The organism is Solibacillus sp. FSL K6-1126 (assembly GCF_038003445.1).
Classification (GTDB): domain Bacteria; phylum Bacillota; class Bacilli; order Bacillales_A; family Planococcaceae; genus Solibacillus; species Solibacillus silvestris.
Map to the genome: position 1 here is coordinate 2,372,090 of NZ_JBBOPD010000001.1, position 25,720 is coordinate 2,397,809.

Consider the following 25,720-nt stretch of genomic DNA (forward strand, 5'->3'; position numbering starts at 1 on the left):
TGCTTCTATTAGCTAATCAGATTCTGAAGTAAAATAACTTAATAAACTATCAATTGAATGGATTTCTGCAAATGGTTTTATAGTTGTCCGATTCTTTTCCATTAATGGATTGTACCAAATACCCTTTATATTAGCACTTTGACATCCCCTAATATCCTTTTCTAAGTCATCTCCAACAAATAATACTTCTTCAGGATGCATATTAAGACTATTTAATGCTAATTCAAAAATTTGTTTATCTGGTTTGCTAAATCCCACTTCTTCTGAAATGATTACTGTTTCAAAATAACTATTTAGTTTAGTATTATTTATTTTAGCTCTCTGCCTCTGAGTTGTCCCATTTGTTATAATTGCTACTTTAGCTCGTTGCTTTATTATATTTACCATATTTATAGTGCTTTGATTTATTGAAAAACAATTCGGGAAATTATAATTCCAAAAATCTTGAATATCATTACTTGGCAGTCTATATTTTGGCGGAAATTCATTAAAAAAAGATACAAAGACTCTTGTTTTATTACTTTTACCATAGTCTCTTCGATCATACTCTTTGAATTTCTGTAACATTTGATTTCTTTCAGAATTCTTTACATCAACATAACACTTTTCTAAAATGATAAGAAACATATTATCTATAGCATTATCCCTATTAAGAAGGGTATCATCTAAATCAAATACTACTGCTTTATAACCCATTGATAATCATTCCTTCCAAAATATATAGAACCTTCAACCAATATCCCATTAATCACATACCATACCAATTACTTAGAATCGCGCACTAGTAAAAGTTTATTTTTAAATGCGCACTTGATGAAGGGATAAACTGTAAAAAAATTAACTTTGGTAAGATTTATAAGTAATGGTGTTATAAATGAATATCGTGTGGATATATTTTATTACTCAAATAAATCCTCAATTATATACTACTGTATATTATAACAATTGTGTTATAATTTTCCATAAATGGAATGTGGTATCAACCTGGTGGTAAACTAATAATGAGAGAAAATCTTAATTTATTTTATTAAATATACGATAAACAAGTAGATTTCCTCTTCGACATACAACTACCTAGAAAAGAGGGAAAATAAAACATGTTAAATAAATTCAGTGATTATATATATTATATGCCTAATCAAGATGAAAACGACCGCCCTACTTTGGGCCTGGTTAGTGGAGAACAATATAGCCTAATTGTAGATTGTGGTAACTCTACTCAACATGCAAAGGATTTTTTAAATGAAATTAAAAAGCTAAATGTACCCCCAATTAAATATGTGGTAATTACCCACGCACATTGGGATCATTTACTGGGCATGAATGAATTTGATGCTACTATTATAGTGAATAGTCAAACAAACGAATTGCTAAATGTATGGCAAAGTTACAAATTTGATGACAGTTCACTCCAAACGTATAAACAGTCTAAAATAATGGGCGATAAATGCATCGAGATTATTCAAACAGAAATCCCAAATCGAAATCAATTTAAATTAAACGCTCCACACATCATCTTTGAAAAAACATTAACGCTCGATTTAGGGAATAAATTATGTGTACTTGAAAAAATAAACAGTACACATTCTGATGACGCTACAATCATTTATGTTCCTGATGAGAAAGTCATTTTTTTAGGGGATTGTGTATATGGTACAACGAAAAACTCTTTATTCCATTATAAAAAATCATTATTATTACCGATGATTGAAGATGTTCAAAAATATAATGCAGAAGCATTCCTCCTTGGCCATGAATCAATTTGTGATATGGAAGAAATGACGACTTTTTGGAGAGATTTAAGAGCAGCAAGTAAAGCAGTTAATTCTTCCTCATTAGAAGACGCATTAGAATCTTTCAATCTAGAAAATAACAGAACTCCTAATGATGATGAGCTATTTTTTATAAAAGCATTTGTAAATGACTATATTATTCAATCACTTTAATTTGATAAAGAATGAATCGCGTAACCAATGATCACTTTACGAAGTGACCATTGGTTATTTTTTTAAAGAGATTGTTATTTTCTTGATAATAAAAATTAGCGCTAATCCTTATACAGAATAGCGCCCTTTTGTGAAATAAGTATCAGCTATTATTAGCTAGTTTAATGAAACAACAACCTTAACCTTTTACCATTCTGGTCCATCATTAGAATCACTCACTTTAAGAGTAAATACATTGTGATTTAATTTGGTTTTTTTCACTAATTCATAGAAGTTTGTCTTTGTCGGTTTTCCAACGTGATTTTTCTAAGTTCAATCTTATTACTATCCTCCCTGACTTTTAAGTTACTGGATTCTCCAAGCGTCGTTTGCTAATTCAGAGGTAATTTAACGATATGGCAAGTTTACTGAAAAGGAAAAATTGCTTTTCAATACTTCCACCTGATTATTAAAAATCCGCGCTTCATAAGCCTTAATCTACTTTAATGCCAAATGCTATCCATCTTCTATCTATATCCTCAATTACAAATTCTTTATTGTTGTAATCGGTATTATTTAATAAACGGATTATTTTCACATTAGAATTAATAAGCTCTTTTTGAAGATTCTCTTGATTTTTTGTAATAAAGTAAGCATCGTACCCGTAGCCATATAAATCCCTATTGGGAATTACTTTTTGTCCGTTAGTCTTAGTTAATATAATTTCTGTTGTATCACGATACAAACATATATGGGGTTCGGTTGCGTCCAAATATCGTACAGCCTTAAATCCCATTTTTTGTTCATAAAATTCAGCAGTTTTTAATATATCCGATGTCGGAAATATACAGTGTGATTCTAATAAAAGATTTTTCATTTTGCTTACTCCTTTAATATTTCTGGTCACTATCGGTTTTCTTTACTGCCGTTTAATAATCCTTCTTTTGCAAACCTGTGACACTATAAATTAGTTATTCAACAATATGGCCCTATAACGGAAAAACGTGATCTTCTCTTTGAAGAATCGCTCCCGATTTGTTGAATAAGGGATCGTCATATTCGTGTGGTTGTCTACCCAAATACGATTTTGGGAACGGGTCAAAATTGTAATTTCAAATATCTAGTGTCCACGAATACCTGGTTTAAAATACTGAATTTTTATATAGATAACTATGAAAAATAAGCTTAATATGATGCACTTCGTCAATTCGATCGTATGTAATGATAGATGTATTTGAACACCATCAGTAAAATAAAATACATTCATTAGACCATGAAAAAAAGTTGCTGGAATGATAGAACCACTCCACTCTCTTAGATAGGATAGTAAATAGGAAGTGAAAAAAAGAATAACTAGGTAACTTATTATGCCGATTATAAGATTTGTATAACCTTTATATAAAAGGGCAATTGGAAAATGCCAAAGACTCCATATTAAGGCGATAATAAAGGCTGTTTTATGGAATGAATAGATTTTTCTCAATCTGTTGTGATAATAGCCACGCCATATTATTTCTTCTATTAGTGCTGAAATCGTTGTGATAGTAAGTCCTAGTACTAATAAAATTAATAATTCTTTAGGCTCTGCTAATAAAAATGTCCCTTGATTAGTTAAAAAGAAATATGTATGAACAAACAAACCTAAAACGATAGGTAAAACAATTGAGAGAAGTAGTGGAGCAATTTTAGGTTTTTTAATTGCAAATTGCTGCATTTCAATTTTATTGCAAATAACAATTTGTTGTATCAAAAATATTAGTAACGGTATGATCATTAATAATCCTAAGTAAGCTCTAGGTTCCTCTGTACGTGCTAAAAAAAAATGGTACATCGATTTAATAATAAATATCCATATAGTTAGCCATTTCAGGTCTTTGAAATTCAAGAAAATACCTCACTTCATTTATTTCTTATTATATATTACTTCGATATAAAAAAATCCTTTAATAAATACTCCCACCCCGCTTTTGGTTACATTACATAAAAGGCTTTTTAATCCACAATATGGCCCTATAATGAAAAAACGCGATCTTCTCATTGAAGAATCGCGCCCTATTGTTGAATAGTATAGGATATATCTCTATCGAATCTTAATATTTATTAAAATGATCTTTCAAAACAAACACATTTGTGAACACGTTTATTATTTTTAAATTGGTCAATATCGTTCCCAACGTAATGAGTGAAAGTTTTAACTAAAAAGAGATTAGGTATGTTACTTTGAATTGTATGTTTTATTTCGCTTCCTTCAAAATAAACGTGGTAATAGGAATCAACCATTTTAAATTTCATTTTTTCATACCAGTTTTGAACCCAAAGATCATCTCTTGTCCACGCCTCAAAACGATTAATATTCATTTCTTTTGCTTTAGTTTCAGCAGCATAGAGTAGTTGTTGCCCTATTCCTTGTCGAGAAAAATCTGGATGAACAGCAATGTGCCAAATCATTCCACCTAATCCTTCTCCTCTAGAGCAAACTGTTCGTTCTTCTTTTTCAAACTCAACATCAATAAGCCCAACAATTTGACCATCTAACTCTGCGACTAGCTCAATTGCCGGATTTTGATAGTGTTCTTTCTTATTTAGTACATTATCAAAATAAGCCGTCTGTAAAAATGCAAGTGTACGGCATCTTACCCAACCAGTTTCATCAGTAACACTATAGTTTCTAATAATCACTTTTATACCTCCGGATTTTAGGATCCACGTAGTTTATAGGGGATTTATACGCTTATCCCTTAAAATAGATGCACCCCGTTTAATTTGTTCGTGAATTTCATAATATACCGCCTCCTTTACTAACGATTATTTAGGTTTTACCATACATCCCCAATATATAGACCGTTAAAAAGGTATTTCACTATTCATAAAAGGGTCTTACTAAAGAGCAAAGCACAATTCTTATTGCAGAATCGCGCCCGATTGTTGAAGATTATTATTGAAATAAAGCTTCAAGACCTTGTTAATTCGTATTGTACATTTCCTATAAGTAGAACTTTAAAATAAGTTATCCGAAGTTGGGAATTGTGTTAACATAGGTAGAATATTATTTATACAATTCTAGTACGTAACGTGGATAAAATAATTATATAGTGACCTCTTCAATTTTATTGAATATTTCAGTATATAACTTTTTCAAATTCATTCGGTTCACATGCCATTCATCTTTTTCCCAAAACACCGCATCTCCAGATTGAACCTTAAAATACTCATCTTTATCGTTACGTACATACCCTTCTCCTGCTATTACTAATAAAAGTTGGGGGACTACTGCTTGATGATATCCTATAACGCCACCTTCCTCTAAGTGCATACATCCAATATTGGTTGTTTTATCTGTTTGAATAACTCGAGACATTATAAAATTTGAATTAAAATGAAAAATCTTCTTACCACTATCTTTACTAATTTTATAAAACTCCATTATGTACCTCCAAGAATCCGTATATAGAACACTTATTCAAATAAAGGGCCTCTCCCTTTTTCCAGGAAAGCGCCAGATTGTTGCATAAAGGTGGCATCAGATTTATACATATACAATAAACAAAAAGGATTTACCAAACGTGGCTTTTATTATATTGAATATCAGCTTTTTTAATATAATTATTCGGTATTCCAAATTAGCCATTCATTCTTTTTTGAGCAGTATTAGTATCTTTAGATACTGGTATGTGTTCAGTAGCTTTAGATAAACCTGTTTTGGGCATATTAACATAAATTGCTTCAGAAGCACCTTTTTCTATTTGATAGGTTTCGTGAAAAACACCGACACTTCCATTATCTTTAATCTTATTATTGTATGTTTTCCAAGCATATGAATGATTTTTTCCGTGAGCATAGTTTACTAATTCTTCGAATCCTACCCAATATTGAACTAAGATTACTTTTCTCCAACTAAATAAAAATTCGGTTTGTAAGAAACCCCATTGAGGGTTTTGATACAATTCTTTAACCATAGGTCCCATAGCATTAAAAACTGGTACCCACTTCCAAAATTTTAATAGATGATTAATACGCATACCAATAATAAATACAACAATTTCTTTATCCTTACAATTAGCTATATACCTGCCGTTAAAAATTTTAGTTCCCATTAAGATATCCCCTTTTTTACTGAATATAAATAATGTGTAGCTCTTCAATAAATCATAACAAAATTCCATAAATTTTCCAGTTGTTAAAGTATGGATTGTGAAAGAATGTACTTAAACTAACGCTATCGTTAATTGAAATACTGAAAGTTCCTGAAGCGTCGTTTGGTACTATGCATAAAAGATTATTATTCAACAATATGGCCCTTTACGGAAAGCGCGATCTTCTTATTGGAGAATCGTGCCCGATTGTTGAATATCAAAATAAGAGTATTGTCGAAAATTATTTTTATTGTGATATATGTTTGTACTCTAATATTTCTAGTTTAAACTCATGTTTACATATTTGCTTATTTATTTTTCACTATCACAGTACGGAGATATTCTTACCTTAACCAAATCTTCTTTACCATTCCCGTTAAGTTGTTCTGAAGGAATATCAATTCTAACAGTAACATCATAAGAATGATTATTATTTTAAGTAATATCACAATTCCTCTTCTATTCCAAATAAGACCGTTCTACCATACATACAAGGAAGTTCCCAAATACGATTTTGGGAACGGGAATGGACTGTAATTAATGTTACCAAACGACTCTTTGGAAAGGTTATACTTTAACTGATGAAGCAGCTTAATTAAACTAGAATAACGCTAAAGGGTAGATGATTTTTAACATGGAGGTTAAGTTATGTGGAAGAATTATTTGAGCAGTATTATAAAAGACAGTCAGTTTAAAGCACCTGCAACAGAAAAAGAGATAATTTCGATAAAAAAAGAATTAAACACTGAATTACCAAAGAAATTGACTGAATTATACAAGGAGACAAATGGAGTAGATGGCGAATACTACTCTTATATTTGGTCAACGGATCAAATGGTAAGGGAAAATTTATCTGTTTGGGATATTGAAGAATATGAAAACTATAAGAAGCCAGATAACTTATTATTCTTTGTTGATGCAGGTAATGGCGATTTATTTGGTTATTTAATAGTGGATGGGAAAGTTCAAAATGAAAACATTTATGGTTGGAATCATGAAGATGGTAGTCAGAAAATTATTGCATCTTCATTAGAAGAGTTTATTAAAGGATGGTATAGTGGAGGAATTTCTATCTAAATTAACCCTAATGGTTGCTTTAGTGTAACAAAATCATTTCCAAAAATCGCTTTGGCTGTATTTTCATTATTCTAAAATCGTTCATGTCTGTGAAGGAAAATAAGTAAACGGAGGAAAAAATGAGTACACTCGTATATTTAACAAGACACGGAGAAACCGTGTGGAATACAAAAAAACTCATGCAAGGCTGGAAGGACTCATCTTTAACAGATAAGGGGATAAAACAGGCAAAACAATTAGCTCAAAGCCTGTCTGAAGTACCATTTGACGCTATTTATTCAAGTACGAGTGATAGGGCTGTGAAAACTGCTGAAATAATTAAAGGGAAAAGACCTTTGCAAGTAATTCAAACTGATACTTTAAGAGAACTTTCTTTTGGAAATTGGGAAGGAAAAACATTTGATGAAAACGAAAGGGAAAGCCCGAAAGAATGGAGTGCTTTTTGGGAAACTCCTCATATTTTTTCAAGCAATACTGTAGAATGCTTTAGTAAAGTGCAAGAAAGAATGGTTAAAACAATAAACTACATAGTTAAACAACATCCTAACGAAACTGTTTGTGTAGTTTCTCATTCTATTGCCCTTAAATTACTGTTAGACTTCTTTGAAAACAATACGCTTGAAAATTTATGGTCTTCTTCACCTATTCCTCCAACAAGTTTAACTTTGCTTAAAATAGACAGTGTAACAAATGAGATTATATTTAAATGTGATACTTCTCACTATAATGCATAAAGACTTTTTTCACCAAACAGACGCTATTATTAAAGGGTTTGTTCCTAAATGAAAGTTGGGGGCATAAGAAAAATCGGTAAACGTTGTTGTAGCAGTGTTTACCGATTTTTTTTATTATGGAAACGAACCCCCCTGCTATGCGGGGGGTTCTAAAGAACTTTTAGCTATGAACCTAATCAAGGATCGGACACTTTGCTTTTCATTATTCGTTTTCGTATAGCAAAAATCGGTTCTAATTAAAGTCAGGAACAAAATACCTCTTCCTGCTTTTTGGATAGCTCAATTTCAAAGCCTAAATCCTCTAACATACGATAATCTCTATTTGCTTCTTGCCCTTCTGTCGTTAAATAGTCGCCAACAAAAATACTGTTGGCTGCATACATGCCCAGTGGTTGAAGTGAACCAAGATTCACCTCACGACCACCTGAAATACGAATTTCCTTCGTAGGATTCATATAGCGAAATAGCGCTAATACTTTTAGGCAATAGCGAGGATTTAACTCCTTCGTACCTTCTAACTTTGTACCATCAATTGCATTCAGGAAATTGACCGGAATGGAATCCGCATCTAATTTGTTAAGCGCTCTTGCAATATCCACTACATCCTCTTTTGTTTCCTTCATACCGACAATCGCTCCAGAGCAAGGTGAAATACCATGCTTTTTAGCAATTTCCACAGTATTTACACGATCTTCATACGTATGTGATGTTGTAATGTACGAATGGTGGCGCTCGGATGTATTTAAATTATGATTATAACGGTCGACACCGGCCTCTTTTAATTGCTGCGCCTGCTCTTCCTTTAATATTCCTAAACATGCACATACCTTTAAACCATATTTATCTTTTATTTCTGTCACCGCTTCACTTACTGTATTCACATCTTTCCGTGTTGGGCCACGTCCACTTGCTACGATACAATATGTACCAATCCTGTTTTCAAATGCACGCTTTGCCCCTTCTAGAATCTCATCCTTTGTAATAAAAGGATATTTTTCAATCGGAGCCGTTGATTTTGAAGACTGTGAGCAATAGCCACAATCCTCAGGACAATAGCCACTCTTCGCATTCATAATCATATTCAGCTTTACTTTTTTACCGTAATAATGCTTACGGATAGCGAAAGCCCCATCCATCAATTTTAATAGCTCATCATCCTCACTATTTAAAATTGCTAGTGCCTCTTCATTATTAAGTACTTTACCTCCAATAACTTCTTGCGCCAATTGTAACCAATTCATTAAATATGCTCCTTTTCTACTCTGACAATTTTTAATGTTCGTGCAGTTTGGAATACCGGGTACAGTCGCTGTGCTAATAAAGCAGCAAGTAGTGATAAGCAAAAATCCGCTACAATACTATTTAAGAAACCTATTACCAAAATATGTGACCAGCTGGCTTTTACATTTAGCCAAAAATTTAATGACACATACAAGTACGGTACAGCAACTGCATAAATCAGAAATAATCCCACAATATTTGCGCCGATAAAATGGTTTTTTGTCGGTGCTTCTACCGTTGCTAATCGGTATCTGTACCGACAATCCAAAAATTTAGCAGCATTACTACCTCTCTTTTACGTTAACCAAATACAAATTTAGGTTAACACATAAAATCTATCTTTGTAAATAAATTTTGAAAATTCAACTTAAATGAGAGGTTTATATACGAGTCTACTAGGTTTTGAGAACCTATAAACATTTCTGGATTACAACACTCATTCGAATGAGATATTAGCGGGGTAACTTCATATAATTAATGCAAAAGCTTCAGTCTATAATATTATTAACAATAAAAAGTAAGCCCGAATTATAAATCCGGACAGAGATCGTAAAAATCTAAGTCGATTGAATTTCGATATGAATACCCCCTCGTAGTTCTTAAATCAGCTCCGATTCTTCAAATATCGTGACCATTCCTCCACCGATGAATCAAGCCTTATCCGCTTTTACGTTGCATTATTATTCCAATAAAGAAAAAAACCAGGTACGCAACAGCACCTGGTCAAGCCTTCAATATAAGAATGGTTTGGTCATCATGAATATCCGATGGCCTCAGTTCGTTTACCCTTTCTAACACTTGCTTGGCGAGCAATTCCCCTGGCAGCGAAATGTCGGCTTTCATTACTGCTCTATGCAGCAAGTCGATCCCATCGGATGCATCGTCTTCCTTGCACTCGGTCACCCCGTCTGTATAAAGGATAATGAGGTCATTTGGCTCAAGCTCCACACTGTGTGTCGTGTAGATGCTGTCCGCCATAATGCCAAGCGCAGGGTTTCTCGTGTGCAAATTAATAAATTCATCGATGCCAGCCTTGTACCATATAATCGGCTCATGCCCACCGGTCGAATAGGAAAAAAGCCGGGATGACTTATTGTAGTTCGCCATCGTCAAAGTGACAAAGGAATAGTCGCTCGTATAGTCATGTACAAAGCTGTTCATACTGGTCAGCACATCATGCGGCTCCTCATAGCGGCTATTGAAATCCTCCAGCGCATAGACCATCATCGATTTTTGTATAGCTGCCGGAACACCTTTACCTGAAATATCGGCAATAGCCAGCATCAGCAAATCGCCCTGCGGCACGATGCTGTAAAAATCGCCATTCAGTGCACGATAAGGAACGCTCACCGCACCAACATCTTCGAGCAGCTTCCATTTACGTTGCTGCATACTGAGCGATTCCTGGAGTTTAACGGCCAGTTGCAGCTCCAGATCTATTTCCTTTTTCTCCCGTTGCAATTCATCAAAAGCCAATTCCCGAGAAAGATCGTAAAAAGTGATGACCGTCCCCCTCTGCTCTCCATTTTCAAGCATCGGCTCTGTTTTCATCGATATAGGGAACACATGTCCATCCCTATGCTGGAAAAATTGGTCCTTTGAGATGCGCGACTTTCCGTCATAGGACGTTTGCCATGCGAGGCAAGCCGTTTTTGATAAGCAGTGGCCGTCGGAGGTACAGTGAATGAGATCATGCAAATCCAAGCCCACAATTTCCTCCTGCCTATAGCCCAGCATCTTTATAGCAGAGTCGTTGATGAATGTCACCTTGCCTTCCTTGTCGATTCCATAGATTCCCTCAGCCACCGAATTCAGTAAAAGTTTATGCCTTGCACTCAAATTATGCAGATCTGTATAAGGTTTTTCAATTTTACGGTGATATATATGCTTCAGCAAATAGTAATAACCCAGTACTTTAAAAACATGCCCAGCCATATTCCGATATTCCGTTATAGCCTCGTAGGAAGTAAAAAGCCATGAAGACAGGATCAAGTAAAACGAAGCAAAGGAAAAGTCCCTGAAATTCATGTCAAATTTGCTCGACATCACTTTAATCAGCACCGCACCATGAATAATCATCGTTACATATTCAAAGCCGTTCTTCAATGACGTTGGACCCCTTTCCCCGATAAGAAGCGGCAGGTCCGCATAATATTTAAAAATGAAGAAGGCCACAGACGCTGCATACAATAATGCAAGCAGATAAACGTAATTTCGAACAAATAGCTTCACTCTGCTTTTTAATGGAAAAAGTACGACAACCAAGAAAATGATGCTCTCAGTCAAGCGTGCAGCAATCCAGAACCAAGCAGCCACCAACGAATTGCTGTCAATTATAAAATACGGCATCCCTTCAAAAGAGACTGTATGCAGTGCATCCAGCACCGCCACCGCCACAAACATCGCCGAAAACATCAGCCAGTTTGCCGACATCGTTTCCCTAAAGGAAATCCAGCCATGAAGCGCAATGGCGAGCGCCACAAAAATGCTAGCCACCTCAAGAATACTGTGAATCGCTACATGGTTGGCGCGAATTGGCTCATAGAGCGTCGTAAAAAAATCGACCTGCAGATTCAGAGCGGTAAAAAAGAAGACAGAAATTAGCACAAGTAATCTTGTAGACAGTGTCAAACTTTGAAAAAAGGCAATCATAGTTGTCCTCCATTTTTTTGGGAAAGCGATTCATTATAATTTTCTTTGTATTATCTAGACCGGCATTGCCTTAACGAATTCGTGCATACCGCAATTATTGAACGTTTGTTCGCATTAATTAATCTATTATACTACGCTTTGCAGGGAAAATAATATGGAAAAAGAAGAAAATGGATATATTTTCATAGATATATCATTCTCCTTTCTGCAAGGCATAACACGCTTTCCTAATTCAAGATAGTACGCACCCCAAAAGTTAGAGTAAAAAACTACTCTTGAGGTGCGGTAACGAATTGCGCCCAATTGTGAAATAACGATTAGCTTCTATTAGTTGGTTTTGTTGAAAATCGATGTAATTCCTTTTTAGCAGTTTGAATATATTTTAAGCGGCTCGAGCTCAAATGGATTTCATGCATCACAAAAAGCAGACATGCTGAGTATGCCTGCTTTTAATGTGGTGTGCGGAGTCGGTACCCCATTATTTCATTATATGAATTAGTTCGATAGATTTTAAAATAATAACTTCCTTAAACTAAAAGTACCAGCTCTTAGTTAAGGAAGTGTATAGTTCTATACTTACTCTAAAGGGAGAATTGCCTTAAGTCACAATTGATTCACTTACAATAATTACCTCGGCCCATTTCGATCTAAAATGGCGGATGTATTATCTTCATGTAAGTTGTTCAAAGTAGTTGTAGTACTATCCCTTGCATATACATCTTCTTTCCCAAAAGGAATATCCGTAGTTTGAACTTCGGATGCCTGTGCTAATAATGCTTCGCTATCGTTTTTGGACATGCCAAATGCTTCACTTATTAGTTCGACTCCTGTCTTTCCATGATTCGCCTTCGAAACTTTCTTCCCCATATTCACACCTCCTCTATATAGAATGTGTGAAGGTTCATTATTTATGTAAAAAATCTAGGAGGTTTCATTTGCCAATCATCTGATTTTGAAGCAGCTTAAATTTGTAATTTAAAAATTAAACAACTACTGCAGCTTCCCTAGTATATCCAGAATTCCGTTAAAATATAGCTTTAAAAAATATTAGAATCCTTATTAGAAAAAACATGATCAAGGGGTAACCAACACCAAATTGCATCTGTAAAATTAACTTTTGATCTTAATTTTTATTACTAAACATTTTCATTTCTATTTTCTTCATTCCTTTATTTTTCTCTGAATTTTCCATCCCTAATTGCTTTTTTATATCGTCGAAAATTGGTTTGAAAAAAATTGACACATATATTAGAAAAAGCTAATATGTTGGTATTAAAACGTATTCGTTTCCACTAATATTTAGGAGGGATTTTTTGAAAATTATAGATGTTGACATGAAAGTTAAATTAATTCATGGATTTTCCAACAAGACGAGGATTCAAATTCTTGAAAGTATAAAGGTTAAAGAAAAAACAGTTTCACAAATTGTAGAAGAAATTAATGGAAATCAGTCAAATATCTCACAACACCTCGCTTGTTTAAAAGGCTGTGGAATTATTGTGGGCCGAAACGAAGGAAAATACATTTACTACAGCTTACGAAATCAACAGATAAGAGAGTTATTAAGCATGTTTGATGCTGTTCTTGAAGATGTTGAAAATGATATCTCATGTTGTGATCGTCAGATAGATTAGGAGGAGTTTACATTGGCTAAAGAAAGCTGTCGTTCAAACAATAGTTCAAAAACAGTAGAAGCTGGTTGTTGTAGTAAAGCACCGACTGGACCAGCTAATACGAGTTGTTCGAGCGCACTTGAACAACAGTCTAATAAGTCTGATTTAGCATCTTTATTATCTTTAGAAATAATGTCATATCGTGTTCATGGAATGGATTGTGGCGCATGTGCCGCAACTATTGAAAAGGGCTTGAGTAAACTTAAGGATATAGAGGAAGTTAAGGTTAATTTTAGCACAGGGAAAATGCAGGTTTCCGCAACTACTGCCGAAGCATTACTTCCAATAGAAAAAGAAATTAAAAAACTGGGCTTTTCCGCAGAATCTTTAAACCAAAAAGACAATATAAAAACATTTAATATTATTGGGATGGATTGTAGTAGTTGTGCAAAGAGTATCGAAAATCATATAAATACCCTTCCATCGGTTAAAAGTGTAAACGTCAATTTCTCTACAGGAAAAATGAAAATTGAACATTCCAATAGTGTACAGGAGATTATTTCAGAGGTTTCTAAAATTGGTTATCAAGCATCATTATTAGGAAATAACCAACAGCACCCCGTAGAACAAGAAAGTAAAAAATTTAACGACAATACTTACGTAGTTTTGTCTGGTGTATTGTTGGGATTTGGATTTATCGGATCATTTACTGGATTACCTCCTTTACTATCGACCATTCTGTATGCTATTGCAATGGTGATTAGTGGCGCTAAACCTGTTAGAAGCGCTTTCTATGCAATTAAAAGCCGCTCATTGGATATGAATGTACTCATGTCTGCTGCAGCTATTGGTGCTGCTATTATCGGCGAATGGTTTGAAGGTGCAACCGTTGTTTGGTTATTTGCTATAGGGAACTATCTGCAAAACCGCTCAATTGAACGTACGCGAAATTCAATTCGAAATTTAATGGATTTAGCTCCTGCAGAAGCATGGATTAAAGAAGGAACTAAAATCTCGAAAGTATCGGTCGAAGAAGTTAGCGTTGGTGATATTATAGTTGTAAAACCAGGCGAAAAAATCTCGCTCGATGGTGAAATCATTCTTGGAGAATCTAGTATTAATCAAGCCCCCATTACAGGAGAATCAATTCCAGTTGATAAAACGATTGGTGATGCTGTCTATGCGGGAACGATTAACGAACACGGTTCCCTTGATATTAAGGTAACGAAGCTAGCTGAAGATACGACGATATCAAAAATTATTCAATTAGTCGAAGAGGCACAAGAGAAAAAGGCACCAACAGAAGCCTTTGTTGATAAATTTGCAAGTATCTATACACCGATTGTATTCATTGTGGCATTAGTCATGATTGTACTTCCACCACTACTGGGTCTTGGCGCTTGGGGGGAATGGTTTTATAAAGGTTTAGAACTACTTGTTGTTGCTTGTCCTTGTGCTTTAGTTATTTCTACTCCCGTTGCCATCGTATCAGCAATTGGAAACGCGGCGAAGAATGGTGTTTTGATTAAAGGCGGAACGTTCCTTGAAAAAGCAGGTGCAATCACTGCCATTGCATTCGACAAAACTGGTACATTGACTGAAGGGAAACCGAAAGTAACTGAAATAAAAACCTTCAACGATTCAGAAGAGGAATTACTTTCAATTGCACTCACGCTAGAAGAATATTCAACACACCCTATTGCAAAATCAATCGTAAATCATGCGAATGACAAAGGAATCATATCGAAAAATGGTGATTCATTTAAGAGTATTGTAGGGAAAGGTGTTCAAGCGACGATTCAAGAAGAAACCTATTACGCTGGAAATCTAAAACTATTCGAAGATCTCCAGGTTTCCTTAGAAAATGTGTTTGTTCATGTTCAAGAAATCCAAAGTAAAGGTAAATCTGTTGTAATCATCGGAACCCAACAAAGGATCATGGGGATTATTGCAGTTTCTGATACAATCCGAGAAACATCTGCAACTGCCTTAAACGCACTAAAACAAAGCGGCGTTAAGCAAACAGTCATGTTGACAGGAGATAATGAAGGAACAGCAAAATTGATTGCATCCGAATCGAATATTAACCGATATTTTGCAGAATTATTACCCGAGGACAAAGTAAATGCGGTTAGGCAATTACAAAATGAAGGTCATAAAGTAGCAATGGTTGGTGACGGAATAAATGATGCTCCTGCACTCGCAACAGCCGATTTAGGTATTGCAATGGGCGGTGCCGGAACGGATACTGCTATGGAGACGGCTGATATTATTTTAATGGCTGATAATCTTGAAAAACTACCACATACAATGAAGTTAAGTAAAAAAGCGTTAAGGATTATTAAACAAAATATTTGGTTCTCTATCATCATTAAAGTCGCAGCTCTAGCATTAATCTTCCCTGGATATCTTACACTCTGGATGGCTGTATTAAGTGATACTGGCGCTGCTTTAATTGTAATATTAAATTCAATTAGATTACTTAAATTTAAAGGCTAAAACAGAAAAGAGGTGCTTCTAAATAAGAGGCATCTCTTTTTACATTAAAGTGTCGCTTTTAATTGTTAAATTGGAGGTGCAGTTTTTATTTGGCCATCTATTTACAACAAGATTTGTAATATTTTCGAGTGGGCAATATTTGACATAAATTATTGGGAAATTTTTTTATATCCCTAAAATTTGTATTACATTTTAAATATCCGTATATTCCCGCTCAAACCTAGATCTTAGCTTGAAAATTATTATTTTTTATCTGCTGGTGTTAGATACTTCATTCCTAATATACGTTTCATCTCCTCGCTCACCCAGTTTCGTAATGCAATGTTCCCATAGCTTCTTATTTCATCGTATCCCCTAAACAATATAAAATAGTAGGTCATAAAGTCATCAGATTTTTGCTTTTCAATTTTACACCCTTGCTTATATAAAAAATCCCTTAACTTTTTAAATTCATGAAACGTTTCATTGATTTTGGAATCATACCATTCTTCCACTACGTCCCTCATTTTTAGTTCAGATATGCATTCTCTATCCCGCTCCAGTGTTTTTAAAAATAATTCTAATACAATGTACCGGTGAATATCATCGCTAAGCTTCATGAATTCTTTATGCATTTAGTACACTCGCTTTACTGAAAAATGGATATATTGTTCGTTTAGGTGGAAAAATAAAATTGTTCTTTACCGCCAAGTCGTTTTTGTTTATATAAATAATTTCTTTGATATGGTTAAGTTGCATCGCTTTACTCAGTTTCTTTCTCAACTTAATTTCCCCCAATCGTTATTCTTCACCTATTTGTAAGTGATTTTCGTTCAATATGTCATAAAGTTTTATCACTATCTATTCTATACAAGAACACTTGTTTGTATACTTGATACAAAATTAAAATAGCTCATTATACTGGATTTAACTTGTAATAATGAGTTTAACCTTTGAATTTTTATGACTGAAGGAATCTGGCTGAAAGAAAAACTTTCAACTGAATATCAAGTATTTTTCATAGCTGTTTAAGCCATTCTAACTTTTGTTAAGGAGGTGAGCAGCTGTGGAAAATAATAACCTTAATATTAAACGTCAGCGAAATAACAATATCAATAAGAACAATAATAATGAATTTGAATTCGGTGAAGATTTCAACTTCGACAATTTAAATGATCAAAATCAAATTAACCGAAACAACAACAACAACAACAACAACAACAACTTTAACGAGAAAAACAAAAACAACAATAAATAATAATAAATTTACAGTCTCCCTTTAGGGCTGATCATAACAATTCATACAACTAAATTGATGCATTAACAAAGTAGCCCTTTACCAGAAGTTTACTGGTAAAGGGCTACTATTTATTCAAATCATTTAGTTAAATCTCTCAATGTAATGATTAGGCCTGAAAAAGTGCACTATTATTACTGTCCAGATTACTGATAGTAATTAAATACTATTGCCTTTGATATGAAAATATCTTAAACATAAGGACCTTGACTTTACCCATTACTGCTTCCCTTCACTTCTTCGCCGGCTTCTTTGACTTTCCCGCCGATGTCTTTTAAATCAGTTGTAGCTTCTTTGGCATGGGAAAGAATTTCACTTGACTCGTCCTTTACCATAGTAACTGGAAGAATAATGTTCTCGTTTACTTTTTCGTAAAGTTTTTGAGCGTCACTTATTGCTTCTTTTAAGACGGAAGAAGCCGATTTCAGTCGCTCCTGCAAGTCATCCTTTACTTCTGTAGGATTGTTTTTAACCTGGCTGTACATATCCATTGTCGTATCTTTCATATTTTTGGTTGTCTCAGTTACTTTATTTCTTGTATTTGAGTCAAGCATTGAAAGCGCACCACCAATAACTGCCCCTATTATCATCCCTCTTAAAAGCTTACCATTATTATCATTTTCAGTTGTTGTCGATAAATTATTATACGAAGTTTGTGTCATAATGAATGCTCCTTTTTGTTTGAATTTGATTTGTTAACTTATACCTTAGTTGCCCGATATTTTTTTCATTCAAACTATTTAAGCTAATTCTTTTTTAGCTATTCGAACAAGCATTAACAATTTAAAAGCTCCTTTTTCTTTTACCAACTTTCTTTCTCAGAATAAAAAGCGGCAACCCATAAGCCAATAGGGTGTCGATAAAATTTGTTGATGCTAGCCTTTACATAAAGGTAAAAGTGAGGTTAGTCGAATATAATAAAATACTGTTTTGAGGAGAAACAATTTTATGGATAAAAAAACTCTTTTAAATTAATATTTGATGTTACAGCCAAAATGTCTATAACTTTCATCGATTATCTAAACGGAGGCAATTTGATCTCTCTTGTATGCCATTTAATGATAGCCTGTTAAATTACTTTGGACTGGACTCACGGTTTTTATCGGTTTGAAGTCACACTTTCCTTGTTAAAATTCACTGGTTGCTAGTTAGAAAATTCATGAAAAGGAGAAATAAAATGAAAACGAAATGGCTTTTGAGTAGTAGCGCTGTATTGATGGGTTTATTGGGGTTGGCAGGAACCTTTATTCCAGAAGAAATTTCAAATATATTAGGGATTGACCCTTTACCTATTACTCTAATTCTGCTGCAAATTATCGGAGGACTATATTTAGGGTTTGCAATGTTAAATTGGTTTACACGTTCTGCCCTGATCGGGGGCATCTATAACAAACCTGTCATATTGGGAAATCTGATGCATTGCGTCGTTGTCTTTTTTGCCCTAATCCGGCAGTTGGCTGTGCAGTTTCATTTCATATTCGCTATTTTGACATTAGTTTATCTGGGGTTTGCTGTCTGGTTTACGTTAGTTATGCGCTCTAATCCTTTAAGCAATCAATCAAAAAGTCTGTCTAACACATAATAAAACGGGTATTACAGGTATCTATAATACATCGCTTATTTATACTTTTGGTACACAAAATTATTTTTTTTGCTGATTTAAAAAATCTCATTTGTTATGTATTAATTTTTATTGTCAATCAAATCTAAATCGAGAGATTTTCATTATGTAAAAATAAACTATATGAAGTAATAAGTCGGTTGGTGGTATCCTTAATACAAAGTTAGACTACTTAACGCCAAAATAATTTGGTCGCCAAGTAGCCTAAATAAAAGTGATTTATGTTTAAAGTTGAATAAATTGTTGTGTCCAATAGTAACCATTTTCAACAAAACCTACACCAATATGCGTGTAATTTGCATTCATGATGTTTTGACGGTGTCCTGGTGATTCCATCCAGGCTTGTACCACTTGTTGTGGTGTTCTTTGACCTTGTGCAATATTTTCTCCTGCAGAACGGTATGAAATTCCTGCAGATTTAATTTGATCAAATGGGCTTCCGTAAGTTGGGCTAGTATGTGAAAAATAATTATTTTTCGCCATATCTTCTGATTTTGCCTGAGCTACTTCCATTAAAGGAGAATGCATTTCAAGCGGTTTTAGTCCTTCTTTTGCACGTTCTGCATTTGTTAAATCTACTACTTGTTTCTCGAATTCAGAAACCGATTGACTAACATTGTTAGAAGGTGTTTTTACAGGTGCCTCTACTTGTTGGTTTTTCGAGCTTGAAGGTGCTTTTGTATTATTGTTATTTGTAACCGGAGTAGCTTTTTCTTTTGCAGGTGTTTGAGGTGCCTTAACCTCTTTTGCAGGTGTTTGAGGTGCCTTAACCTCTTTTTCTACTTTTTTATCAGTAGATTCTTTTTGTGTTTCTTTATTAGTATTAGTGTTTTCTTTATTAGTTGTAGCCTTTTCTTTATGCACTACTTTGCCTTCTTCAACTACTTTATTATCTTTAGAGTTATTAATAGTTTTGTTAATTAAACTTTTAAATTTATTTAAATCGAACTCTCCATTTGATAAGGCGATTGGATCGATTATTTTTAAACCAAAACCTTGAATGTTATCCCCTTTAATAACCTGGGCATTTTGAGGATTTGAAACACTCTTCACCTCTATATTTAAACTTGCTGCATCTGCTGCAGTAATAGATGTTGCAAATAATGTCGCTGCACATAATGATGTTGCTAACCATTTTTTATTCATTTTGTATTCCTCCTCTACGACACCAATGTTACAGTACAAAAGTTGTAATAAAGGGCCCATAAACTGGGAGGAGTAACAATTCACTACTAAACTCCGTTAAATCAAAGGTTTAATAACTAATAATTTCATAAAATCAGCCAACCTAAAATTATACTACCACTGAAAAACTATTGACAGATTTTAAGCTTATTAAATTAGCGCTTTACTATTACATTTGTTACAAAACAATTACAAAATAGTGTAGTGAGCTGAATCTTTTTTTATAACCGTTACAGAATGCTTAAAAAGGAAGAATCCTGAATACAGGTTCCTTCCTTTTTGTTTATTAAAAGAACAAAAATAATGCGTAACCCTCAATATCAGCAGTCAATATTTTATACTCTTACAGCACTATTACTAAATTCCGTTACAATATACGTTCCCGTTGTATTAAAATTACTCATTTCCTCGAATATATTCGTTACATCCGATAATGCAATTTCTGCAGTGATCATTTTCCCCGGTGTAATTTTCCCTTGCTTAACTAAAGGAAGCAACGATTCAAAACGATGATTTGGCATTCCCAATGTCCCGATAAATTGGATTTCTTGCATGACCATTTGATCGATAGGTAAAGCAACTTTTCCGCCTTCCACTTTTGTCGTTACACCTATTTGCAGATGACGACCTCGTTTCGCCAGGCTATTGATTCCATTTAAACAAGTATCGGCAATACCTAATGCATCAATTGAAACGTTCGCACCACCACCAGTAATTTCTCTTACCGCTTCTACTGGATCTACTTCTTTACTGTTAATGACAATGTGTGCACCCATTTGTTTTGCAAGTTCTAAATTCTTAGGGTTGATGTCGACGCCAATTACCGTAGCACCAATGGATGAGGCGATATTAATAGCGTTAAGCCCAACACCACCACACCCATAAACGACTACCCATTCACCAGGCGCCACATTTGCTCGATCAACAATACCATGGAAAGCAGTCATTAAACGACAACCTAATGCTGCACCATCCAAGAAGCTAATTTCTTCTGGTAAATGGATGATATTTCGATCTCCTAATGGTACTCCCACATATTCTGCATAGCCGCCATCATAAGTGGAACCAGGAATAAATGAAGTGTTGCAAAGGTTTGAATGCCCTTGTTGGCAATATGGACAAGTACCGTCACTGCCGGAGAATGGTACGATTACGTTATCGCCCTTTTTAAAGTTCTTTACATTTTTTCCTACTTCTTCGACTATCCCTGTAAATTCATGTCCTAATATTTTTTGTGTGATTGGAATGTCCCCGGCCCAATAGTGCCAGTCACTACGACAAACACCATTTGCTTTTACTTTGACGATGACACCATTTTCATCGACTGTTGGGTCCGCTACCTCTTGAACAAATGCTTTTTTTACACCCTCTATTACTAATGCTTTCATTTGTGTACACCCCTTATCCTAATTTAATGGCAACACTTTTTACTTTTGTATACGCTTCAATCCCTGCTAATCCCAATTCAGAACCAACCCCACTTTGTTTAAATCCTGTAAGTGGGATATTATCATCCGTTAAATAATATTCGTTGACCCAAACGGAACCTGCATCTAATGATTCAATCATTGTGTGCGCTGTTTGTAAGTTTGTTGTCCATACACCGGAAGCCAGTCCATATTCTGTTGAATTGGCACGTTCAATCACTTCCTCAATCGAATCAAATGGCAGGATGCATAGTACTGGACCAAAAATTTCTTCATAAACTGCCTGGCAATTTTCATCAAGTCCTTCGATAATCGTCGGAAGATAGAAGTTGCCTTTTTCTAATTCTGGATTTTCAGGTCGTTTGCCACCTGTTAAAATATTGGCACCATCTTTTCTTGCTTGTTCAACATATTTTTCAACCGTTTCAACTTGTGCTTTTGAAACGAGTGGTCCCATTTGAGCGTTCGGATCTAATGGGTTCCCTAATACAAAGCTTTCGGCAATTTCCACAAGTTTTTCTTTTACTTCATCATATACAGAACGTTCCACATATAATCGTGATCCTGCCGCGCATACTTGCCCGGTGTTCATCAGAATAGCGGTAATGGCACCAGGAACCGCTTTATTTAAATCCGCATCTGCGAAAATAATATTTGGTGACTTGCCACCTAGCTCAAGAGTAATTTTTTTCAATGAATCGGAAGCTTTCTCCATAATCCGTTTGCCGACAACTGTCGAACCAGTGAAACCAATTTTATCGATATCCGGATGAGATGTAATGGCTTCACCAAGTTTGCTGCCTGCACCCGTTACAATATTTACAACACCAGGTGGGAATCCAGCTTGCTCTACTAACTTACCAATATACAATGTAGATAAAGACGTTTGTTGGGCAGGTTTTAATACAACGGTATTCCCTGCTGCAAGAGGTGCTGCTAATTTCCAGCATGCAACTAATGCCGGGGAGTTCCATGAAGTAATTTGTCCACATACACCAAGTGGTTCACGCTTTGTATACGCATGAATATTGCCGCCACCCGTTAATTCGACTGTCTCTCCATAAAGTTTTGTAGCCCAACCAGCATAATAACGCAAATGATGAACTGCATTTTGCGCAAAGCCCCCTGCTACAGCGAGTGTCCCACCGTATTCAAGCGAATCCAGTTGTGTAATTTCTTCCAAGTTTTCTTCCACTAAGTCAGCTAATTTGTTTAATAGTCGAGCGCGTTCTCTCGGTGCCGTTTTTTTCCATCCACCTTCAAATGCACGTCTTGCTGCTTTTACTGCAAGATCAACGTCTTGTTCATCTCCTTCGTAAATTTTGGCTAAGACTTCATTTGTTGTTGGATTAATGGATTCATAGAGAGTCCCATTAACTGCAGGAACCCACTTCCCATCGATAAACATTTCTTTAGTACCCTTCAGAAACACTTGCACTTTTTCATTGATCAATAAAGTAGTATTCACCATTCATACTCCCCCTGTTTATGCTTTAATTTCTTCGTACTGTAATTGGTAACCTTTATAGCCATGTTCAGCGACTTCATTGCAAAGTTGACGATAATTATCTAAACCATTTAAGTAAATTAAGAAGTCACGCGATTTCCCATCGATATTAGAACCTGTATACCAGGATTCCGTTTTAGTAAACAATGTACCATTGGCAATTTCTGTACATTGTTTACTCCACTGTATTTCCGCTTCTACTGTTGGCTCAATTGTTTTCACATTGTGTTCTCTTAAATAGTTCAGACAATCCGAAATCCATTCCACGTGTTGTTCGATTGCTGTTGGTACATTTGTTAAAACCGACGGACTTTGTGGACCAGTAATCGTGAAGAAGTTTGGAAATCCTGCTAGCCCAAGCCCTAAATATGTTTCAACTTTTGCCCCTTTTTCCCATTTTTCCTGCAGCGATACGCCATTGCGTCCTCTAATATCAAGTTTTAATAAAGTACCTGTCATCGCATCATAGCCTGTAGCAAATACGATAATGTCTAGTGGATATTCTTTTTCTGTAGTCTGTATACCGTTTTCTGTAATACACTCAATTGGCTGTTGTCGTAAGTTCACTAATGTAACATGGTCTTGATTATACGTATCATGATAATTTGTATCTAAAATTGGACGTTTCGTTGAGTAATAGTAATATGGAAGCAAATGTTCGACTACATCAGATTTTTTCACTTTTTCACGAATCTTGCCTCGAAGAAATTCCGAAACCAATTCATTTGACTTAGGATCAATGACAATATCATAGAAGGCATTATTTAAAATCATGCCTCCTTTTTCCCAAGCATCTTCTAAAATTACGATACGCTCTTCTTCTGGTGTATCTACTACTGATCTTGTCGATCTTGGAATGGGTAATCCAGAAGGAGAATTTAACATAATTTCTCGGGCATCTAAAAACGCTTCTTTAAATTGAGCGATTTCTTCTTCTGTAAATTGACGATTCCGTGTTGGAACGGAATACTGTGGGGTACGTTGGAATACATAGACTTCCTTCGCTTCTTCGGCAATTACAGGAATTGATTGCACACCACTTGAGCCTGTCCCAATCACGCCGACACGCTTTCCTTTTAAGTCGACTGGTGTATGTGGCCAATTCCCTGTGTGATAGCTCTCCCCTTTAAAGCTTTCACGACCTTGGAAATTCGGAATACTTGAAGTTGATAAACATCCAACGCCCGAAATCAAATAAGTAGCTGTAAACACTTCTCCTTGTGCTGTTGTGACAAGCCACTTCGTTTGATCCTCATCCCAAATAGCGGACTTTACTTCTTTATTAAATTGCATTTCTTTTTTCACGTCTAACTCATCAGCAACAAAGTTTAAATAGCTTAAAATTTCATCTTGAGCTGCAAAACGTGATGACCACGACCATTTTTTATATAGTTCCTCTGAGAAAATGTAATTGTAGTAAATACTATCAGAGTCGCAACGAGCACCTGGATAACGTGCTAAAAACCATACCCCACCAACACCAGCTGCTTTTTCGAGCGTTTTAACCGTGAAACCTTCTTCCCGTAACTTATACGTCATATAAATTCCAGAAAAACCAGCACCAATAACGATTGCATCAACATGATTTGCCATAAGCTTGATCCTCCTTTGTTTATGCTTATTTATAAGGAATTGAGGAAGTTTTATCCTCCATGTTCCCATAATCTCGTTTTACGCTTTTTGTTCGACTTTGTTTATGAAATTGACAATTAGTTGTGCCGTTTGTTTCGTTTCATCCGCAAAGAAATCCATATTACTGTAGTAACCATGAACAACACCCGGGATTAATTCATACTGAACGTTCACACCGTCTTGTTTTAATTTTTCTGCATAAGCGACCCCTTCGTCTTTTAACACATCATTTTCTGCAGCAATAATAATTGCAGGAGGTAATCCCTTTACAGAATCATATTTTAAAGGAGAAACATCTGGCTCATTGTATAGTTTTTCGTTTCCAACATAGTGAATGCCAAACCATTTCATCAGATCGCGGTCAAGTCCGTACCCTTGAGCAAATTCATTATATGAATCTGTGTCAAATTCTAAGTTCGTTACTGGATAAATAAGAACTTGAGATTGGATTGCGGGCCCCTTATTATCCAATGCTTTTTTTGCAATAACAGTAGATAGATTTCCTCCTGCACTATCGCCCCCAACTGAAATTTTTGCTGGATCTACACTGATATCCGTTGCATGTTCGGCTACCCATTCAAGTGCAGCGTAACAATCTTCAATTGGAGTTGGATATGGATTTTCCGGTGCTAAACGGTAATCAACCGATACGACAACAGCATTAGCTTCTGTAGCAACGAAACGGTTTGCAGCTTCAAACATCTCAACAGTACCAATTACCCAGCCACCGCCGTGATAGTATACAAGTGCCGGGAAGGGACCCTCTCCTTCTGGTGTATAAACGCGAAGTCTAATTTCTTCACCATCTTTTGCTTTAATAAAACGATCTTCTGTTTGATGAATGCTTGGTAGATTATTATGAGGGGGTACTGGAGATTGTGCCATAATTGCCTTCAATTCCACCGGATTAAAAGATTCCATTTTCGGCCCACTGTAAAAGCTCTCTAAATATTGTTTTGCTTGTTCAGTTAAATTTGCCATTTTAATTCCTCCCTTTTCTCACATAAAAATTTAAGACACTTTTATTTTATTCGCTGCTCGGTTTAATAGATATTCCTACTTTTAGGGAAAATAATATATACTTTTAGGCGAAGAATGGATTTTTTATGATTTTTCGGAGTATGGGAAGCATATATAAAACTAATAAACCGTTTTTAT

The 25,720-nt window shown here is 35.1% G+C and carries 24 protein-coding genes; 7 read left to right on the plus strand and 17 right to left on the minus strand.

Translation table 11 applies throughout. From position 1 onward, the window contains the following. Nucleotides 1-12: 12 nt before the first annotated feature. Complete coding sequence (locus tag MHH44_RS11685) at nucleotides 13-696, minus strand: HAD family hydrolase (RefSeq protein ID WP_340798657.1); 684 nt, start codon at nucleotides 694-696, stop codon at nucleotides 13-15. Between the two features lie 401 nt (nucleotides 697-1,097). Between MHH44_RS11685 and MHH44_RS11690 the strand changes: the two genes are divergently transcribed. Continuing rightward, on the plus strand, nucleotides 1,098-1,946 hold the full coding sequence (locus MHH44_RS11690) for an MBL fold metallo-hydrolase (RefSeq protein WP_340798658.1): 849 nt from the start codon (nucleotides 1,098-1,100) through the stop codon (nucleotides 1,944-1,946). 472 nt (nucleotides 1,947-2,418) lie between these two features. On the opposite strand, the gene MHH44_RS11695 is transcribed toward MHH44_RS11690, so the two are convergent. The 5 genes from MHH44_RS11695 to MHH44_RS11715 all read right to left on the minus strand — a co-directional run bounded on the left by MHH44_RS11695 (nucleotide 2,419) and on the right by MHH44_RS11715 (nucleotide 6,019). Next, entirely contained in the window at nucleotides 2,419-2,802 is a 384-nt protein-coding gene (locus MHH44_RS11695; RefSeq protein WP_340798659.1) for a VOC family protein, read from the minus strand. A gap of 243 nt (nucleotides 2,803-3,045) precedes the next feature. Beyond that, nucleotides 3,046-3,810: a CPBP family intramembrane glutamic endopeptidase gene (locus MHH44_RS11700; protein WP_340798660.1), complete on the minus strand. Its 765-nt coding sequence runs from the start codon at nucleotides 3,808-3,810 to the stop codon at nucleotides 3,046-3,048. Nucleotides 3,811-4,025: 215 nt separating this feature from the next. Further along, entirely contained in the window at nucleotides 4,026-4,610 is a 585-nt protein-coding gene (locus MHH44_RS11705) for a GNAT family N-acetyltransferase (RefSeq protein ID WP_445683053.1), read from the minus strand. Nucleotides 4,611-5,010: 400 nt separating this feature from the next. Continuing rightward, a complete protein-coding gene (locus tag MHH44_RS11710; protein WP_340798662.1) occupies nucleotides 5,011-5,349 on the minus strand; it encodes a cupin domain-containing protein in 339 nt (112 codons plus the stop codon). A gap of 196 nt (nucleotides 5,350-5,545) precedes the next feature. After that, nucleotides 5,546-6,019 carry a DUF4188 domain-containing protein gene (locus tag MHH44_RS11715; protein ID WP_340798663.1) on the minus strand — a complete coding sequence of 158 codons (474 nt, stop codon included), beginning with the start codon at nucleotides 6,017-6,019 and terminating at the stop codon, nucleotides 5,546-5,548. A 687-nt stretch (nucleotides 6,020-6,706) separates the two neighbouring features. On the opposite strand from MHH44_RS11715, the gene MHH44_RS11720 reads away from it, so the two are divergent. Together MHH44_RS11720 and MHH44_RS11725 are read left to right on the plus strand one after the other, a co-directional pair. After that, the gene (locus tag MHH44_RS11720; protein WP_340798664.1) at nucleotides 6,707-7,135 is read left to right on the plus strand and encodes an SMI1/KNR4 family protein; all 429 of its coding nucleotides are present in this window, start codon (nucleotides 6,707-6,709) and stop codon (nucleotides 7,133-7,135) included. A gap of 119 nt (nucleotides 7,136-7,254) precedes the next feature. Beyond that, nucleotides 7,255-7,869 (plus strand): histidine phosphatase family protein, encoded by a 615-nt coding sequence (locus MHH44_RS11725; protein ID WP_340798665.1) that lies wholly within the window; start codon nucleotides 7,255-7,257, stop codon nucleotides 7,867-7,869. A 242-nt stretch (nucleotides 7,870-8,111) separates the two neighbouring features. Here the strand turns inward: MHH44_RS11725 and bioB are convergent, their stop codons facing one another. From bioB to MHH44_RS11745, 4 genes are all read right to left on the minus strand, one after another. Continuing rightward, the gene (gene bioB, locus MHH44_RS11730; RefSeq protein WP_340798666.1) at nucleotides 8,112-9,110 is read right to left on the minus strand and encodes a biotin synthase BioB; all 999 of its coding nucleotides are present in this window, start codon (nucleotides 9,108-9,110) and stop codon (nucleotides 8,112-8,114) included. After that, the gene (locus MHH44_RS11735; RefSeq protein WP_340798667.1) at nucleotides 9,110-9,418 is read right to left on the minus strand and encodes a biotin transporter BioY; all 309 of its coding nucleotides are present in this window, start codon (nucleotides 9,416-9,418) and stop codon (nucleotides 9,110-9,112) included. The genes bioB and MHH44_RS11735 overlap by 1 nt, the downstream gene beginning before the upstream one ends. A 455-nt stretch (nucleotides 9,419-9,873) precedes the next feature. Then, nucleotides 9,874-11,802, minus strand: a complete 1,929-nt coding sequence (locus MHH44_RS11740; RefSeq protein WP_340798668.1) for an MASE3 domain-containing protein — start codon at nucleotides 11,800-11,802, stop codon at nucleotides 9,874-9,876. A 627-nt stretch (nucleotides 11,803-12,429) separates the two neighbouring features. After that, nucleotides 12,430-12,669: a hypothetical protein gene (locus MHH44_RS11745; protein ID WP_008403930.1), complete on the minus strand. Its 240-nt coding sequence runs from the start codon at nucleotides 12,667-12,669 to the stop codon at nucleotides 12,430-12,432. Nucleotides 12,670-13,115: 446 nt separating this feature from the next. Between MHH44_RS11745 and MHH44_RS11750 the strand changes: the two genes are divergently transcribed. Further along, entirely contained in the window at nucleotides 13,116-13,436 is a 321-nt protein-coding gene (locus MHH44_RS11750) for an ArsR/SmtB family transcription factor (RefSeq protein ID WP_008403931.1), read from the plus strand. A gap of 12 nt (nucleotides 13,437-13,448) precedes the next feature. Continuing rightward, nucleotides 13,449-15,914 carry a heavy metal translocating P-type ATPase gene (locus MHH44_RS11755; protein ID WP_340798669.1) on the plus strand — a complete coding sequence of 822 codons (2,466 nt, stop codon included), beginning with the start codon at nucleotides 13,449-13,451 and terminating at the stop codon, nucleotides 15,912-15,914. Nucleotides 15,915-16,156: 242 nt separating this feature from the next. Here MHH44_RS11755 and MHH44_RS11760 read toward each other — a convergent pair whose 3' ends face one another. Continuing rightward, nucleotides 16,157-16,408: a hypothetical protein gene (locus tag MHH44_RS11760; RefSeq protein ID WP_231918642.1), complete on the minus strand. Its 252-nt coding sequence runs from the start codon at nucleotides 16,406-16,408 to the stop codon at nucleotides 16,157-16,159. 551 nt (nucleotides 16,409-16,959) lie between these two features. Between MHH44_RS11760 and MHH44_RS11765 the strand changes: the two genes are divergently transcribed. Next, nucleotides 16,960-17,151 carry a histidinol-phosphatase gene (locus MHH44_RS11765; RefSeq protein ID WP_340798670.1) on the plus strand — a complete coding sequence of 64 codons (192 nt, stop codon included), beginning with the start codon at nucleotides 16,960-16,962 and terminating at the stop codon, nucleotides 17,149-17,151. A gap of 251 nt (nucleotides 17,152-17,402) precedes the next feature. On the opposite strand, the gene MHH44_RS11770 is transcribed toward MHH44_RS11765, so the two are convergent. After that, nucleotides 17,403-17,852: a YtxH domain-containing protein gene (locus MHH44_RS11770; RefSeq protein ID WP_014823637.1), complete on the minus strand. Its 450-nt coding sequence runs from the start codon at nucleotides 17,850-17,852 to the stop codon at nucleotides 17,403-17,405. 515 nt (nucleotides 17,853-18,367) lie between these two features. Between MHH44_RS11770 and MHH44_RS11775 the strand changes: the two genes are divergently transcribed. Then, entirely contained in the window at nucleotides 18,368-18,772 is a 405-nt protein-coding gene (locus MHH44_RS11775; RefSeq protein WP_008403938.1) for a hypothetical protein, read from the plus strand. Between the two features lie 264 nt (nucleotides 18,773-19,036). Here the strand turns inward: MHH44_RS11775 and MHH44_RS11780 are convergent, their stop codons facing one another. From MHH44_RS11780 to MHH44_RS11800, 5 genes are all read right to left on the minus strand, one after another. Beyond that, nucleotides 19,037-19,957 carry a CAP domain-containing protein gene (locus tag MHH44_RS11780; RefSeq protein ID WP_008403939.1) on the minus strand — a complete coding sequence of 307 codons (921 nt, stop codon included), beginning with the start codon at nucleotides 19,955-19,957 and terminating at the stop codon, nucleotides 19,037-19,039. A gap of 374 nt (nucleotides 19,958-20,331) precedes the next feature. After that, nucleotides 20,332-21,384 carry a zinc-binding dehydrogenase gene (locus tag MHH44_RS11785; RefSeq protein ID WP_008403940.1) on the minus strand — a complete coding sequence of 351 codons (1,053 nt, stop codon included), beginning with the start codon at nucleotides 21,382-21,384 and terminating at the stop codon, nucleotides 20,332-20,334. A gap of 13 nt (nucleotides 21,385-21,397) precedes the next feature. After that, the gene (locus tag MHH44_RS11790) at nucleotides 21,398-22,894 is read right to left on the minus strand and encodes an aldehyde dehydrogenase family protein (RefSeq protein ID WP_340798671.1); all 1,497 of its coding nucleotides are present in this window, start codon (nucleotides 22,892-22,894) and stop codon (nucleotides 21,398-21,400) included. Nucleotides 22,895-22,909: 15 nt separating this feature from the next. Continuing rightward, on the minus strand, nucleotides 22,910-24,523 hold the full coding sequence (locus MHH44_RS11795; RefSeq protein WP_340798672.1) for a flavin-containing monooxygenase: 1,614 nt from the start codon (nucleotides 24,521-24,523) through the stop codon (nucleotides 22,910-22,912). A 78-nt stretch (nucleotides 24,524-24,601) separates the two neighbouring features. Beyond that, nucleotides 24,602-25,543, minus strand: coding sequence for an alpha/beta hydrolase (locus tag MHH44_RS11800; protein ID WP_340798673.1), 942 nt, complete (start codon nucleotides 25,541-25,543; stop codon nucleotides 24,602-24,604). Nucleotides 25,544-25,720 lie beyond the last annotated feature (177 nt).